Here is a 14,730-nt window from a genome sequence, read left to right as displayed (position 1 = left end):
TTACTTTTGAAGCTTTATTGCCAGCGTGGCCATTCGTTGCTTTTCCGCTGCTCACGCCTGTCCGTTATGCGTACCTTGAGCTCCGTCTGCTCCTCCTCCCCCATCCCCGCCATGTCAACTGCTACCCGTATTTCTTCCCCCGCTATGCCGACTATTACAGCTTCTTCTGTGAATGCCCGGAAGCGCGACCGGCTGAAAGAAGCCTTTTTCATGACGCAAAACATCGTGCGCGGCAACCTGATTCACAATACGGGCGGGGCCTTTCACGTGCTCCGCCTCTTGTCTATCCACCAGCTGCCGGCCGGCCTGCTCACCGCCGATCACCCCTGGGTGACCGGCCTGATACCGCAGGAAGAGGAATTGATATGGCCGCGTAACATCGTCTTTCGAACCCCGGTGGGCACCCTCTGGGCTACGCCAGACTACGTGCCCGAACCAGACGAGGCCATCGTGGGCAAAGTCGGCCGTTTCCTGGCCAGCATGGTGCGTAAGTCCATCCTGACGCCCGAGATTCCCCATGGACCGCAGCGCCGCATGCCCCATGCCATTAACTACCTGCACGGCGCCGTGCACTATAACGGCCTGACGCTGCTCTTCAACACCTTTGCCGAAGCCATGCAGTACCTGGCGGACCCGCGCTTTCGCCGGGAGCTGCGCCGCCTGATCCGCGTCGAGCGCCGCGAGGTCACGCTCGTCTTTCGCGAGCGGCACTATGACCCCCAGGAGTTTGCTTATTTCTCCGCCTTTGTTATGTCCCACCTCCCCTGGTTTGCCAATGTCAACGGGGCGGGGCGCAAAGTCATGTGGGGCAACCCCTCCCCCTACCCGGCCGTGAACATTATCAATGGGGCCTGGGTAGCGGACATCAGCCGGCTGCGCCATGGCGACGCGGCCGGCATTGTGCGCCCGCCGGTGATGGGCGGCAGCTACTTCCAAGGGGACTTCGGGGTGCCGACCCGCGACTTTCATTCCCTCGAGCGCCTTCACGCCTACCTGATCAACAGCTGGGTGCGGCGGCGGGGCTTCCGCGGTGGCCTGTACTTCGTCGACCGCCGCCGCATTGAGCCCGAGCGTTACCAGCAGTACCTGTCCACCGAGGGCAGGGAATGGACGGGCAACCAGCCCCTGCCCAACCCGTTGCGCTCGCGCTGGCCGCGTCGGCGCAGCGCCTGAAGCGGGTGCTGTGGCCTGGTAAACTAACCACGCTGAAGACGTGGTCCAGCTGTTTAATAGCTTTTCCCTTCCTCCACGTCTTTCATCCCGTCGTTTATCACCGCCCACGGGCGTGACGCCCGGTGGGGTATCTCCTGTTGCAGCAGGTCTAGCTCGCCCTGCAGAATATCGGCCATCAGGTAATGCGCCCACAGACGGGCATACCAGTTAAAGGGCGTGTTGATCGTAAACCGGCTCGACAGGGTGAGCCGCGTGCCGCCCGCTGGCAAGGCTTGCAAGGCGTAGACGTCCTCCAGAATATCGAGGTGTTTGCCCCCAATCAGAATATGCTCATCCATGACCGCCGCCGGGATGGCAGCGGGATTTGCATCGACGCGCAACACGAGCAAGCGCGCGGGCTGGTACTGGGTAATCGTTTCCTCAAAGGATAAGCCCTTTTCATAGTACGCCGTTCGTTTGCCGCCCACCCCCGCGGTATTTAGCGTGGTCCGCACGTGTTTAGGAAACCCCAGCAGGGTGGACAACGACGTGGGGCTTTGGGGCGGGCGTACGACCTTGCTGGCGATCAGCGCCTGCCAGACTTCTGCGGGGGGCGCCGGTAGCGTCACGGCCCGTTGGATAACCAGCTGCTGGCGGACTAACGCGTTCTCGCCTTCGAGTAGCCCCAGCGCCAGCGGCACCACCACGAGCAGCGACACCTTCATGCCCGTGGGCTTTTGCCAGCCAGGGGCGTCCGCGCTGTTTGGTCCATCGGTCCTGGCCTTGCGCAGCGCAAAGGCGAGCAGGCCGCCAATGCCGGCGCAGGTCGCGAAAATCGGGAAAATCATGACCCAACAAATCGTGCCCTCGATCTTGAACAGGATCGTGCCGAGCAGCAATACCAAGCTGGTCAGCCAAGGCCGGAAGAAGGCGGCGGTAGCTGAGGTGGTTTTCGCGGCCGGCGTCAGGATAATGGTCAAAAAGCCAATGAGTACAGGCACCAAAAACAGGAACGTGACACTCATGATTTCCAGCAAGCCGTTGGCGGAGCCAAACAAGAGCCGAGTGAGTAACCCGTACACGGCGGCCAGCGCAATGGCCAATAGAGACTTCATAGGGTGGGTAACTAAGTAAGTTTAACGAAGGGAATGAGGGGCCGCCGTCAGGGTGACGAGCACAACGTCTTTTTTGCAGTTGTAGCGCAGGGGCAGCGTGTCGCCCAGGCCTTTGCTGATCAGGTACAGACAATGGCCCACCCGGGCCTGGAGCCGATTCCACCGGTAGAATAGGCGGCCGGGGAACAGGCCCTGGGCCGAACGCCATAACACGACTTGGCTGCCATGCAAATGGCCAGCAAAAGCGAGGTCGAAATGGGGGTGGACCGCCGTCAGGTCTACGGGCTGGTGCAGGCATAAAATGCTGAAATCCACGCCGGCGGCGCGCTCACGGGCGATGTTACCCGTGATCTGGACCCGGCGGCCATCGATACCAATCTCGACGGGCTCGTCCGCCAGCCACACCAGATGGTGGGCTTCGATCAGCGTCTGTATTTTCTGCACGCCAAAAAACAAGTCATGGTTGCCCGCAATGGCGAAAACATGTTCGCGCTTCGCCAAACCTTCCACCAAGCGGGTGAAGTGCTGCAGTCCCTGGGCGCTGTCCACGTAGTCGCCCCCTAGCAGGATCACCCGTGGGTTCAACCGCGCGATGGTCTGCTCCAGCCGTCGGACGGTAGGGCCACTGAACCGGTTCAGGTGCAAGTCGGAGAGGTAGAGCACCGTGAACTCGAGCCCGCTGGGGGCGACGTAGCAGGCGTGCCGCACCTCGAAGGCGTGATTATAGCCGATCTCTAACTTCATCCTGATACCAGAGGAGTACGGCCAAGCAGCCAATATGCCAGCGCCGAAACGGCTGCTGCCGGTTCAATAGCCCCGAAAGCATGTACCCGCCGATCGGCAGCACCCCTAGCAGGGCGCTGAGCAGGCCGATTCGGTAGGTTGCTTTCATACTGGTGCGCAGCGGATTCTGCGCCCCATCCAGCAGCAGGGGAAACAGAAACAGGAAATGAACCTCCATCACGTAGAAGCCCAGCACCGCGAGCGGGGTCAGCAGCAGGCTTATATGGCCCAGCGCCCAGCCTGAAGCGGCAAAGGCCAGCAAACTCAGGCCATATTTGAAGCAGCCATACCAGCCGAAGTTAGGGGAAGCGTCAACCCTATATGCAGTTGTGGGCTCCTTTACCGGCAGCTGGCTGAACATCCACCGCGCCCCCAAAGTAAAAAGGTGAGGAGAGAAGACCGGTTGCACCTGGCGGGGCTGCTGGTCAAACTGCCGTTCACTTTGGCGGATCAAGGCCCGGACTATCATGGGCTTAGCAGTAAATAAAGTGAACCCAGGCCAGCCAGGCTACGCCATTGCCCCCCACCAGCAGTCGATGATACGTGTTTTCCAAGGGCCCGCAGCGTTTGCGGTGGAACACGAACTCGTCGTAACTGATGGCCACCACGGTATACATCAGCACCACCAGGATGGGAATTAACCACGCCGTCGGCCGGGGATGCATCATGGCCCCCCACATCAGCCCAAACATGGGTACGCCCCCCAGCCCCAGCGCTGCGGCTTCCGCGTCGCGCTCCTTTTTAGGAATCTTCATGTTCAGGGGGTTGCGGTGGTAGCGCCAATCCAGTACCCCGCCCAAGGTGGCCACACTGCCCGCCACGCCCATCACCAGGAACTGCCACGGCAGGTAGGGCCATTCAGCGGCCAGTTGCAAGGGGTCGCTGCCGCGAAACACGAGCAATAGGACCCCGAATAATAAGGGGGGAATAAAGAGCAGGACCAACGAAACATAGGGTCGGCAGGACTGTAGGGCAGGCATCATCGATAAATACTGGTAGCAGCCGAAACACACGGACATGATCGGTAAAACGCAAGGCGAGAACATGTTACCAGGGCTTGCAACAGCCCACTCGTAATCTGCTGAATCCCTAGGTAATCCGAATTCACAGTTGATCGTGGGCGACGTTGACATCCACTAGCGCTTCTAGTACCCTATTGCCGATGCCGACCTACATTTTAGTGGGTGCAAGGTAGGTTCCTTTTATTTGCTTTGCAATACAAAGTACTTTTAATGTACAAATAACGACGTCTATGTTTACCTCGCTGGTAGGCAAATCTTATCGCTACTTATCGGGGCATAGAAAAAAGCCACCTGATCTGGTAGCTTTCGGCGTCAAGTTATGACGAGTGAAGGTTATCATACCTTATATTTTAAATAGACGTCCGCCGCAGCCAAAGCCCAGCAGCAAACCGCCAGCCAGTGCTCGCGGCTGTAAGCAACGCATCGTACAGGTGCTTGTCACACACTACTCTGTCGGCTCACCCAGCGACAGGCCTATCCTGGTGGCCGGTGCTGCTGGCCAAAGGTATAGCCCACATAGAGTTGGGTGACCGCATTCCAGACCGAATATGCCGAGCTGACCGTGTAGCGTGCTCCCACCAGCGGACCCGACGCGAGTTGGTAGCCGACGCCTGCGGTGGCCCCCAGACTGAACCTAAACTCCGAACGCAGCCGCTGCGACGTGAGGCGCGAGCCCGAATCATCTGCCCCGTCGGTGCGGTTGTGCAGTAAGTACCCAAGCTGGGGTCCGGCTTCGGCGAAGAAGCCCTGCTGGGTATACCGGACGAAGAAGGCCCCCTCGAGATAATCATACCGCTCCCGCCGCGTAGCGCGTTGACTCGGGTGGGCAATGCGAAAGCCGCGGCGCACATAGAGCAGTTCCGGCTGCCAGCTGAAAGCGCGACTGTGCGGAAAAGGGAGGGTGAGACTGACTCCCCCAACCACCTGGTGAATAGCCGTCACCTCCGTTTGGTAAAGCTCCTGCAACACGGCGCGGCGCTGACCGTGTACCGTGGCTTCGCCGATGCCGGCTTTTAGGCCCAGCGGTAGCCCTTGAGCAGCGGCCGCCGAAGCAAGCCTGGCACTGAGCAGCAGGCAACTTCCTATAATCGTATACATCGTCACTTCACCTAAATAGAAGGATAGTTATAGCCTCCAAGCTGCGGTCGCACTGAACACTTATCGTACCTATTCTTCGAATTTGAGTGTTGGCGCCTCGTGTTCTTCCTCATCGCTCCACACCGGTGTCACGTTTCTTAGCCACCGTTTAAGAGATGTGACGGGAGCGTGCAGCGGTGGTTTTGCTGCCTGCAGTCAGCTAGGAGGACTGACTGCTAGACTTCCCTCCGATTAGGTCAGGATCGATAGTCCCGCTTTCCGATACTGCGCCAGCAGGTCCGCCGATGCCCGGGCGTCCGTAATCAGGGTATCAAGCAGGGAGAGGGGGGCGAACTGGAAATACTTGTCCTGCTCGAGTTTACTCGCATCACACAGTAGATACACGTGGCTCGCGGCACCGGCTACCGCCAGGCTAATGGCGGCTTCGGCTTCGCTGTTAGCGCTTAAGCCCCGCTGTAGCGAAAGTCCATCCACGCCGAGAAAGGCTTTGTCCACGCGGTAGCGCTTCAACTGCTCGACCGCCACGGTGCCGTGCAAGGCTTGCCGCTCGGCGTCTACTTCTCCGCCGGCGAGCACCACTTGCACGGCGGAGCCCACTAATTCGAAGAGCACGGGCAGCGAGTTGGTGACCACACGAATCTGGAGGTGGCGGATGAGCGGACAGAGCGGGAAAGTAGTGCTGCCGCAGTCGATGAAAATCGTGTCCCCGGCGCTGATCTGCGTGGCGGCCAGCTGACAGAGGGCCGCTTTCTCGGCCGCGTGGGCCGTGGATTTGCGGGCAAAGGCCACCGGGTTCTTCACCGCGCCGGGCAGCACGGCCCCGCCGTGGGTGCGCACGACCAAGCCCGCCGCCGCGAGCTGGGCTAAATCGCGCCGGATCGTGAGGGGCGTGGTCCGTAACTGCTGGGCGGCAGCGGTTACTTCCAGGCTGCCGTACTGGGCCAGGGCCGACAATAAATACTGCTTGCGCAAAGGAGAATTCATGGGTTTCGTGTTACTTGCTGCTATCCAATCACAAAGAAACAGAAACGAACACAAACGAACGATTACTTTTGTATGAACGAACGTATCCGCCTGCAGGTACCCGAAATCCTGTCCGCTAACTGGTACACGCTGCGCAAATTCACCTTTGCTTACCAGCGCCGCAATGGCACCTGGGAAACCCAGTCGCGCGAAGCCTACGACCGGGGCAACGGGGCCACCATTTTGCTACACAGCCCGGCCGCCGACACCGTTATTCTGACCCGGCAGTTTCGGCTGCCTACCTTCATCAATGGCAATCCCACCGGGATGCTGATTGAAACCTGTGCCGGGCTGCTGGACGATGAGCAGCCCGATGCGGCCATCCGGCGCGAGACGGAAGAGGAAACGGGCTACCGGCTGACGACGGTGCAGAAAGTCATGGAGGCCTACATGAGCCCGGGCTCGGTGACTGAGCGCTTGTTCTTCTATCTGGCCGAATACTCCCCGGACACCGAGCGGCGCGGGGGTGGGGGCATCGACGAAGAAGAAATCGAGGTGCTGGAGCTGCCGCTCTCCCAAGCCCTGGGGATGGTGGCCACGGGCGAGATTCAGGACGGTAAGACCATCATGCTCCTCCAACACCTGCGCCTGCAACAACTGACCGCTTAACCCTCCTTTCCCCTTCTCATGATGATTCTCATTGCTGGCCCCTACCGGAGCGGCACCAACGACGACCCGGCCCGCATGGCCGCCAACCTACACCAGCTCGAAGCCGCCGCGTTGCCCATGTTCCGGGCTGGCCACCTGCCCATGATTGGCGAATGGGTCGCCTTGCCTTTGCTCGCGCGGGCCGGCTCCACGCGGCCGGGTGATGCCCCGTACGAGGAAATCCTCTACCCCGTCGCCCACCGGTTGCTGGCCAAGTGCGACGCGGTGCTGCGGCTGCCCGGCGCCTCGCAAGGAGCCGATGAGGAGGTGCGCCGGGCCCAGCAGCGGGGCTTACCCGTGTACTACCACGTGGCGGAGATCCCGGGATGCGAGCCAGGGTGAGCCTCCCCAGAGCGAGCGCAGCTTTTCACCGTTTCCGGCGCAAGTGCACATTAAGTCTTGAGCACGTTCCTCCTAAGCATGTAACCCAGCTATTCACTCTCGCTACGTGGAATCGTCCCCTAGCTAAAATGCCCCTGCTGACGGTAATAATAGACCATTAGCAGGGGCGATAAGCTAGCCGTCGACTACATTCTCTCTTCCCACGGCTCCTTGCGAGACTGCTCCCAGCTTGGTATGCAGTTATGGTCTTAACGCAAGATTTTCGGCTTAAACGGGTGGGTATGCACTACGTTTTTACCCTCCCATCGGGAAAGATCATCTAGTTGAAGGAAAGTGGAAACGAGAGAGAGGAAATTAGCACGTTATTAGCTGAACTTGTACTTTGCCGGAAATTATAAGCTAGACAGTTGAGTGCTAAAATTATCCTCGCGTGACCTGGACGGAAGAGCAGGTCCGCGCGCTGGTCACGGATGCGGGTACCCTAAAACGAGGCCAGGAACTGGCCACCCCGACGAAGTGGGGCAACTTGGGCCAAACCGACACGGTGGCCTGGGGCGAGTGCGCGGGCAGCGGGGCCAAGCCCTACCTGACGGGCATCGACTTAACTGAGCCGGCCTTCAAGTGCTCCTGCCCTAGTCGGGTGTTTCCCTGCAAGCATGGGGCCGGTCTGCTCCTGCTGCTGGCGCGTCAACCGGCGCTATTTCCCCAGGCGACTCCGCCGGCCTGGCTGGAAGAATGGCTAGCCAAGCGCCAGCAAACCCAAGGTAAAAAGACGGATAAAGTGGTCCTGGCGGTAGCGAAAGCGGCCGGAGCGGCGATTGGAACACCAACGCCAGTTAGCCTAGGCGAAGGGTTAGCCGAATCGGCGGCGGTAACCACTGCCGCTGGCGGCCCCAACAGCGAGGTTTCCGCTGCCCGATTGGCCCGCATGGCCCAGGGCGTGGACGAGCTGGAGCGCTGGCTGCTCGACCTAGTGCGCCATGGCCTGGCGACCCTGGACCAGCAGCCAAGCAAGTTGTGGGAAAGCCAGGCCGCCCGGCTGGTGGACAACCAGCTGCCGGGCCTAGCGGGCACGGTGCGCGAGTTGGCGACCCTGCGCCACGCCCATGCCGACTGGCCCGCTCGCCTGCTGGCCCGGCTGGGCGAGCTGTACTGGCTGGTGCGGGCCTTCCAGAACCGGGAGCAGCTGCCCCTGGCCACCCGCCAGGAAGTATGGCAGCAGGTCGGCGTATCCCTCAAGCAGGAAGAATTGCCCGCTTACGCCGCGCCGGTGCCGGATGTGTGGCGGGTGCTGGGCCAGTTTACCTGGGACGAGGACCGCCTGCGCGCCCGCCGCAGCTGGCTGCGAGGCGAGGCTACGGGCCGGTACGCGCGGGTGCTGGAGTTCGCCTTTGGCAGCCAACCCTTTGCCACCCCCTGGTGCCGCAGGGGCGCTACCAGGGCGCGCTCTTGTTTTACCCTGGTCCCCTGCCCCTACGCGCGGCGCCCGTGGCGCTGACCTATGCTGGCTCTTTTCCAGCTACTGACGCCCCGGCCGCCGGCCCGTCCCGCGAGCTGTTGAGCGACTACTCCGATGCCCTGGCCCGGCAACCCTGGCTGCGCGAGTGGCCCGCCGCTGTGACTCAGGTCGTGCCCATGCTGCAGCCCGATGGGCGTTGGGTGCTGCATCACCCTACGGACGGGGCCCTGCCCCTGCGCTTTGCCACTGATGATGCCCCCTGGCAACTGCTGGCCGACACCGGCGGGCACCCGCTTACCCTGTTCGGGGAGTGGGACGGCCGGGCGTTCCGCCCCTTAAGCCACTGGCCTGGGGAAGAGGCGGCCGCCGCGCCGGCCCTCCGCAATCCTGAAATAGCGGCGGTGGTGCCGCAGGGCACAGCGCCAGCCGCCGATCCGCAAGAAGTACCCTTGCCGTCCCCTGCCCAGTTGCTGCGCATTGCGCTGCTGGGCACGCGGCAAAGTGGGGAAACCGTACCGGCAATTCCTACCGGCTTCACCCCGGCCGACGGCCCCGAACAGCAACTACTGCTTGCGGCCGGCACCCTGGCCCTGGTGCAGAGAGCCGGCTTCCTGGCGCCGACTACACCAGTCGCCCCGCCGGCCCCGCCCCCCCCCGAAATCGGTGAACCCCTCGGTCCCCGGGGCACGGAGTGTTTTCGGGCCTTGCTGGCGAGTAACCGCTACGTGGCTTTCCGGACCACCTACTGGGAGCAGATGGCGCAGCACCAGCGCCTAGTGCCCCCGGCCCTGCTGGTGGCGGCACTGAATAGCGCGGACCTGCGGCGGCACCTGCCGGGTGCCCTCTCCGCTATTTTAGGAGAACGGGGCCGCTGGCTGGCCCAGCAGAACCCGGAGTGGCACCCAGTGCTGGCCCAGGTGCATCCCTTGCAGGACCGAGCGACCTGGGAAACGGGCACCCTGATCGACCGCCGTTTCTTCCTGCATCAGCTCCACCAGTCGGACCCGGAACAGGCCCGGGAGCTGCTGGCGGCCACGCTGCCCACGGAACGGGCGGCTACCCAAGCGGCGCTGCTCGGGGAGCTGGAACACACCGTAACGGCGGCCGACGAGCCGCTGCTGGAAACCTACCTCGCCGCCAAAAGCAAAGAGGTGCGCCAAACGGTGGTGCCGCTGCTCGTGCGCCTGCCCCACTCGGTCCTAGTGGAGCGGCTCTGGCAGCGGGCCGCGTCCCTGCTTACCCTGAAACGCCCGCTGATCGGACGCAACAAGCTAGAAGTGACGCTGCCCGAAGGGTGGGACAAAACCTGGCTGGCCGATGGCATCGAGCAGCGCGACGACCGGTTTGAGGGCGGCGAGCGGGCCGGCTGGCTGGGCCAGCTGCTCACGCTGTTGCCGCCGAGTCGGTGGACCGCGCACCTGCAGGTGTCGGCCGAGGAGCTATTGACGCTGGCCGAAGCCACCGAGTGGGCGCGCTTGCTGCTGCAGGCCTGGTCCCGGGCGGCGTATCTGCACCAGGACAAGGCCTTTGCGGCGCCCCTGCTAGTGCGTCATGTCGCCCAACCCACCCGCTGGTTTCACCAACTAACCACCCACCTGAGCTGGGTGCTGAGCGAGGACGAAAAACTCGCGTTGCTCCGGGAAATGCTGCCGCTCAAGGACAAGGGCTCACCATTTATCCTGCCCGATTTTCTAAACTGCATCTTCCTCCCCTGGCCCGCTGATATCGTCAACGCCGCCCTCGAGTGCAGTGCCAAGGTGCTGGCGCCCCTGGTGACCAACTCCTATGGGGAACCGTACCAGCGCCTCTCCACGCTGCTGTCTCGCCTGGCGAGCTACGTGCCGCTGCCCTTGGCACCGCAGTGCACTGCGGCGCTGCGCCCCGTGGGCGAAAGATATCCCTTAGTAGCTCCGCTCCTAGAGCAATTCCTGGACTCGCTGCAGTTCCGCCAGCAACTCACGGCCAGCCTCACCGAACCTTCCACCGCTTCTCTTGCCTAACCCAATGTATGGCTGCTCCTCTACCCACTGATTTACTCCGCCCCCATGCCGAAGACCTATATGCCGAAGAGCTGGCGGCGCTGAAAGCCGCCGACGATCGGCCCAAGCCGCCGGGCTGGCAGCTCTCGCCCTGGGCCGTGGTGACCTACCTGCTGGGCGGCCAGCTGGCCAGTGGCTTCGCGGTGGAGCCCAAGTACATTGGCCAGCGGCGGCTCATGGAAATTGCCGTGGCTACCTTGGCTACGGACCGTGCCCTGCTCTTGCTGGGCGTACCCGGCACGGCCAAGAGCTGGGTGTCGGAGCACCTGACGGCGGCCATCAGCGGGCACACCAACCTGCTGGTCCAGGGTACCGCTGGCACCGCCGAGGACAGCCTGCGCTACTCCTGGAACTACGCCCGCCTGCTGGCCGAAGGCCCCTCCCTGGGTGCCCTGGTGCCCAGCCCCCTCTACAAAGGCATGGAAACGGGCCAGCTGGTGCGTATTGAGGAGCTCACCCGTATTCCCTCCGACGTGCAGGACACGCTGCTGACCATGCTCTCGGAAAAGGTGCTGCCCATTCCGGAGCTGAGCACCGAAATCCAGGCCACCCAGGGCTTCAACGTCATTGCCACGGCCAACGACCGCGACCGGGGCGTAAACGAGCTGAGCAGCGCCCTGCGCCGCCGCTTCAACGCCGTGGTATTGCCTCTGCCGGCCACGCTGGCCGAGGAAGTACACATCGTGCAAACGCGCGTGGCCAAGCAAGGCCAGGCGCTACAGCTGCCCGTGGAAGCGCCCGCGCTGGAGCAGATCAGCCGCCTGGTCACTATCTTCCGCGAGTTGCGGTCCGGCGTAACGGAAAACGGCAAGACCAAGCTCAAGTCGCCCACCGGCACGTTGAGCACTGGCGAAGCCATTTCGGTCATGAACTCCGGCCTGGCCCTGGCCGCCTACTTTGGTGATGGCATCCTGCGCGCCCACGACCTGGCCGCGGGCCTAACCGGGGCCGTCATCAAGGACCCAGGGCCGGACCAAGTGGTGTGGCTGGAGTACCTGGAAACGGTAGTAAAGGAGCGCGACGGGTGGAAGGATTTATACCGGGCTTGTCGAGAGGTCGTAGCTTAAGGTTCGCTTCACGGGGACGTCCTACCGGCCCAAAAATATCGTTATGATTTCACCCTCTCTCCTTCGCCCCCATCGCAATCTAGCTCCTGTGGTAGGCTTGCTGATCCTGAGCGCCTACACCATCAGCAGCCCCCTGATCAGTCAACTGCTGGCGGAGGGACGGTACTCCTATTTTAGTGTGACTGCTGCCCACTATCTGGGGTTTGCCTGCCTGTTGGGAACGGTGGTCCTCTATCTCTGCTTTCGGCCTTTCTTCTGGTATGCCCTGCTTATAACCCTTCTACTAGGCTTATTCAACCTAGTGAATTTCATGCCGCTCAGGATGAGCGTGGGGCTCACCTTCGGGTCAGCGACCGTCGGATTTGACCCCCTATCCTTCGTCGTGCTGCTGGCCTACTATTTCCTGCATAAGACGGCGGCTGATTCCTTCCTCCGGAAGCATCTTCACTCCCTCCTGCCTCAGCCGTCGCCGGCTCACCGCACGGCTCGCTGGCGGGAGAGCGTAGATCAATTCAAACAGACGTTTGCCCGGAAAACGGATGAGGCCCTCGGGCTGATCGTGACCGAGCAAAAGATGGTTCCGGCGGCAGTGACCGCGGCCCGTGAACTCCTGCAGGAGCGAAATAGCAACGATTTGGCCGTCCAGAATTCTTAGCCCTTTATGCCCACCCCTGACCTGCGCCTTTTTGGCATTCGCCACCATGGGCCCGGCAGCGCCGCCAGCCTCGTGGCGGCGCTCGAGGCGTTCCGGCCTGACATCGTGCTGCTGGAGTGCCCCGCTGATGCCGAAGCGGCCCTAGCTAGGGCCACGCACCCGGAGTTGCTGCCGCCGGTGGCCCTGCTGGTGTATAACCCCAAGCAGCAAGGCCAGGCTTCGTTTCTCCCGTTTGCCACGTTCTCGCCGGAGTGGCAGGCGGTGCAGTGGTGCGCCAGAAACGACGCCCACGTGCGCTGCATGGATCTCCCCATGGCCCTGCGGTTTGGCATGCGGGAGATGGGAGAAGTGGAACCGGTCGCCAGGGAAGATGAGCCCGACCCCGGCCCGGAAGGAGTTGACACCCAATCCCCTGCTGAGAGCGAGCTAGCTGATTCCCCACCTGCCCCGCCCCTATGGACGCCGACCCCGTGGCCTACATTGCCCGCCTGGCCGGCTACACTGATTCGGAGCAGTGGTGGGAAACCCACCTTGAGCACGCACCCGGCAACGCCGACACGTTTGCTGTGGTGCTGGACCTGATGACGGCCCTGCGCGAGGAGCTGGCCCGGCCCGAAACCGAGGAGACCCTGTTGCGCGAGGCTTTCATGCGCGAAACACTACGAGCTACGCTCACCCAGGGCTACCAGCGGGTGGCGGTGGTGTGCGGGGCCTGGCACGCGCCGGTGCTGCGCGCCGAGCTGCTGAAAAAAGAAGATAAAGCCCGGCTCAAAGGCCTGAAAAAAGTGCCCACCGAAACCACTTGGATTCCCTGGACTTACGAGCGGCTCTCCTTTAGCTCGGGCTACGGGGCGGGCGTGCTCTCGCCAGCCTGGTACGAGCTGCTGTTCGCTGAGCCCCGCGCCGAGGTGCTCACCCACTGGATGGTGCGGGCCACGCGCCTGCTGCGCAGCCAGGACGGGGATGCCTCCTCGGCCCACGCCATCGAAGGGGTGCGGTTGGCCTCCGCCCTGGCGGCCGTGCGCGGGCTGGCCCTGCCCGGCATCGACGAGCTGCAGGAGGCCGCCGTGGCCATCCTGGGTGGTGGCTACGCCGAACCTTTAGCTCTTATTCATCAAGAACTCGTGATTGGGGAGAAGCTGGGCGAAGTGCCCGCCGGGCTGCCCGCCACGCCCCTGCAGCAGGACCTGACCCAGCAGCAAAAATCGCTGCGCCTGAAGCCTGAGGCCCTGCTCAGGCCCCTGGACCTGGATTTGCGTCAGCCTGCCCAGCGCGAGCGTAGCCACCTGCTGCACCGCCTGCGCCTGCTCGACATTCCCTGGGGCGAACCGGAGGAAGTAGGGGGCAAGAGCGGCACCTTCCACGAACTCTGGCGCCTGCGCTGGGAGCCGGAGTTCGCGCTCTCGGTCATCGAGGCTGGCCGCTGGGGCAACACGGTGCTCACGGCCGCCGCAGCGCGGGCCACCGCCCGGGCCACCGAAGCCACGAGCCTAGAGGCCGTCAGCCAGGTGCTGGAACAGGCCCTGCGTGCCGACCTCGGCCCGGCTATTCCGGCGCTGGTCAGCCGGCTCGAGACCATCGGAGCCGCTACCCGCGACGTGACCCACCTGCTGGCCGCACTGCCCCGCTGGTGCAGGTGCTGCGCTACGGCAACGTGCGCCGCACCGATACGGCCCAGGTCGGGCAGGTCGTAAACCAGCTCGTGCCGCGCCTCTGCATTGGCCTACCGGCGGCCGGCGTGGGCCTCGACTATGACGCGGCACGTCCGCTGCTGACCCGCATCGAAGCTACCCACCAGGCCATCCGGCTGTTGCAACACCCCGAGCACGAAGCTGCTTGGTACGCCGCCTTGGCGGCCGTGCAGCGCAACGGGGCCAGCAACGGCCTGCTGGCCGGGGCGGCGGCCCGCCTGCTCTTCGACGCCCAGCAGGCCGATGCAGTCAATACGGCCACGGTGCTCGGCCTGGCCCTGGCGCCCGCCCAGCCCACGGACTACGCCACGGCCTGGATAGAAGGCTTTCTGCGCGGCAGCGGCCTGCTGCTTATTCATCACCGCGAGCTATTTGGCTTACTCGATACCTGGCTCGGCAGCTTGAACGAAGACACTTTCCGCGAAACCGTGCCCCTCTTGCGCCGGGCCTTCACTGACTTTTCGCTGCCGGAGCGGCAGCAGCTGTTGGAACTGGCAGGACGGGACGCCGCGGCACCGGTGGGGAGTTTGAAGACACTAGGCATTGACTGGGAACGCGGGCGGCGGGTATTGCCGGGTTTACGCGCGTTGTTAGGCGTTGCGAACTAGCCAGCAGCGCCGGATTGAATACTAAATC

Annotated in this window: 14 protein-coding genes and 1 pseudogene; 9 read left to right on the top strand and 6 right to left on the bottom strand. The window is 63.0% G+C overall.

The features are described 5' to 3' along the window. Positions 1–144 precede the first annotated feature (144 nt). Positions 145–1,173, top strand: a complete 1,029-nt coding sequence (locus EPD59_RS00460) for a hypothetical protein (RefSeq protein ID WP_133271070.1) — start codon at positions 145–147, stop codon at positions 1,171–1,173. A 53-nt stretch (positions 1,174–1,226) separates the two neighbouring features. Here the strand turns inward: EPD59_RS00460 and EPD59_RS00455 are convergent, their stop codons facing one another. From EPD59_RS00455 to EPD59_RS00430, 6 genes are all read right to left on the bottom strand, one after another. Then, positions 1,227–2,267: an SRPBCC family protein gene (locus tag EPD59_RS00455; protein ID WP_205703386.1), complete on the bottom strand. Its 1,041-nt coding sequence runs from the start codon at positions 2,265–2,267 to the stop codon at positions 1,227–1,229. Positions 2,268–2,288: 21 nt separating this feature from the next. Continuing rightward, positions 2,289–3,011, bottom strand: coding sequence for a metallophosphoesterase (locus tag EPD59_RS00450; RefSeq protein WP_133271069.1), 723 nt, complete (start codon positions 3,009–3,011; stop codon positions 2,289–2,291). Beyond that, positions 2,989–3,519, bottom strand: coding sequence for a hypothetical protein (locus EPD59_RS00445; RefSeq protein ID WP_133271068.1), 531 nt, complete (start codon positions 3,517–3,519; stop codon positions 2,989–2,991). The genes EPD59_RS00450 and EPD59_RS00445 overlap by 23 nt, the downstream gene beginning before the upstream one ends. Before the next feature lie 4 nt (positions 3,520–3,523). Continuing rightward, positions 3,524–3,946 carry a hypothetical protein gene (locus EPD59_RS00440; protein ID WP_240731352.1) on the bottom strand — a complete coding sequence of 141 codons (423 nt, stop codon included), beginning with the start codon at positions 3,944–3,946 and terminating at the stop codon, positions 3,524–3,526. A 600-nt stretch (positions 3,947–4,546) separates the two neighbouring features. After that, positions 4,547–5,170 (bottom strand): porin family protein, encoded by a 624-nt coding sequence (locus tag EPD59_RS00435; protein WP_133271066.1) that lies wholly within the window; start codon positions 5,168–5,170, stop codon positions 4,547–4,549. A gap of 231 nt (positions 5,171–5,401) precedes the next feature. Next, positions 5,402–6,154 carry a DeoR/GlpR family DNA-binding transcription regulator gene (locus EPD59_RS00430; protein ID WP_133271065.1) on the bottom strand — a complete coding sequence of 251 codons (753 nt, stop codon included), beginning with the start codon at positions 6,152–6,154 and terminating at the stop codon, positions 5,402–5,404. Between the two features lie 72 nt (positions 6,155–6,226). On the opposite strand from EPD59_RS00430, the gene EPD59_RS00425 reads away from it, so the two are divergent. The 8 genes and pseudogenes from EPD59_RS00425 to EPD59_RS00390 all read left to right on the top strand — a co-directional run bounded on the left by EPD59_RS00425 (position 6,227) and on the right by EPD59_RS00390 (position 14,702). Beyond that, complete coding sequence (locus EPD59_RS00425) at positions 6,227–6,802, top strand: NUDIX domain-containing protein (RefSeq protein WP_133271064.1); 576 nt, start codon at positions 6,227–6,229, stop codon at positions 6,800–6,802. Positions 6,803–6,820: 18 nt separating this feature from the next. After that, positions 6,821–7,183 (top strand): DUF4406 domain-containing protein, encoded by a 363-nt coding sequence (locus EPD59_RS00420; RefSeq protein WP_133271063.1) that lies wholly within the window; start codon positions 6,821–6,823, stop codon positions 7,181–7,183. Between the two features lie 430 nt (positions 7,184–7,613). Next, positions 7,614–8,681, top strand: a complete 1,068-nt coding sequence (locus EPD59_RS00415) for an SWIM zinc finger family protein (protein WP_133271062.1) — start codon at positions 7,614–7,616, stop codon at positions 8,679–8,681. Then, on the top strand, positions 8,633–10,642 hold the full coding sequence (locus tag EPD59_RS00410; protein ID WP_133271061.1) for a DUF5691 domain-containing protein: 2,010 nt from the start codon (positions 8,633–8,635) through the stop codon (positions 10,640–10,642). Before EPD59_RS00415 ends, EPD59_RS00410 begins: the two co-directional genes overlap by 49 nt. Before the next feature lie 8 nt (positions 10,643–10,650). After that, a complete protein-coding gene (locus tag EPD59_RS00405) occupies positions 10,651–11,748 on the top strand; it encodes an ATP-binding protein (protein ID WP_133271060.1) in 1,098 nt (365 codons plus the stop codon). 43 nt (positions 11,749–11,791) lie between these two features. Then, positions 11,792–12,403 (top strand): hypothetical protein, encoded by a 612-nt coding sequence (locus tag EPD59_RS00400; protein ID WP_133271059.1) that lies wholly within the window; start codon positions 11,792–11,794, stop codon positions 12,401–12,403. Between the two features lie 6 nt (positions 12,404–12,409). Then, positions 12,410–12,985, top strand: a complete 576-nt coding sequence (locus EPD59_RS23040) for a DUF5682 family protein (protein ID WP_133271058.1) — start codon at positions 12,410–12,412, stop codon at positions 12,983–12,985. Then, positions 12,874–14,702, top strand: a pseudogene (locus tag EPD59_RS00390) (DUF5682 family protein). Before EPD59_RS23040 ends, EPD59_RS00390 begins: the two are co-directional and overlap by 112 nt. The last annotated feature ends 28 nt before the right edge of the window (positions 14,703–14,730 follow it).

The organism is Hymenobacter radiodurans, from assembly GCF_004355185.1.
In the GTDB taxonomy this organism is placed as follows: domain Bacteria; phylum Bacteroidota; class Bacteroidia; order Cytophagales; family Hymenobacteraceae; genus Hymenobacter; species Hymenobacter radiodurans.
This window is presented reverse-complemented; position numbering and strand designations above follow the sequence as displayed.

What these genes read in the sequence shown, in the direction of transcription:
- EPD59_RS00460 (WP_133271070.1), top strand. Translation starts at nt 145, where the DNA reads ATGCCGACTATTACAGCTTCTTCTGTGAATGCCCGGAAGCGCGACCGG.
- EPD59_RS00455 (WP_205703386.1), bottom strand. Translation starts at nt 2,267, where the DNA reads ATGAAGTCTCTATTGGCCATTGCGCTGGCCGCCGTGTACGGGTTACTC.
- EPD59_RS00450 (WP_133271069.1), bottom strand. Translation starts at nt 3,011, where the DNA reads ATGAAGTTAGAGATCGGCTATAATCACGCCTTCGAGGTGCGGCACGCC.
- EPD59_RS00445 (WP_133271068.1), bottom strand. Translation starts at nt 3,519, where the DNA reads ATGATAGTCCGGGCCTTGATCCGCCAAAGTGAACGGCAGTTTGACCAG.
- EPD59_RS00435 (WP_133271066.1), bottom strand. Translation starts at nt 5,170, where the DNA reads ATGTATACGATTATAGGAAGTTGCCTGCTGCTCAGTGCCAGGCTTGCT.
- EPD59_RS00430 (WP_133271065.1), bottom strand. Translation starts at nt 6,154, where the DNA reads ATGAATTCTCCTTTGCGCAAGCAGTATTTATTGTCGGCCCTGGCCCAG.
- EPD59_RS00425 (WP_133271064.1), top strand. Translation starts at nt 6,227, where the DNA reads ATGAACGAACGTATCCGCCTGCAGGTACCCGAAATCCTGTCCGCTAAC.
- EPD59_RS00420 (WP_133271063.1), top strand. Translation starts at nt 6,821, where the DNA reads ATGATGATTCTCATTGCTGGCCCCTACCGGAGCGGCACCAACGACGAC.
- EPD59_RS00405 (WP_133271060.1), top strand. Translation starts at nt 10,651, where the DNA reads ATGGCTGCTCCTCTACCCACTGATTTACTCCGCCCCCATGCCGAAGAC.
- EPD59_RS00400 (WP_133271059.1), top strand. Translation starts at nt 11,792, where the DNA reads ATGATTTCACCCTCTCTCCTTCGCCCCCATCGCAATCTAGCTCCTGTG.
- EPD59_RS23040 (WP_133271058.1), top strand. Translation starts at nt 12,410, where the DNA reads ATGCCCACCCCTGACCTGCGCCTTTTTGGCATTCGCCACCATGGGCCC.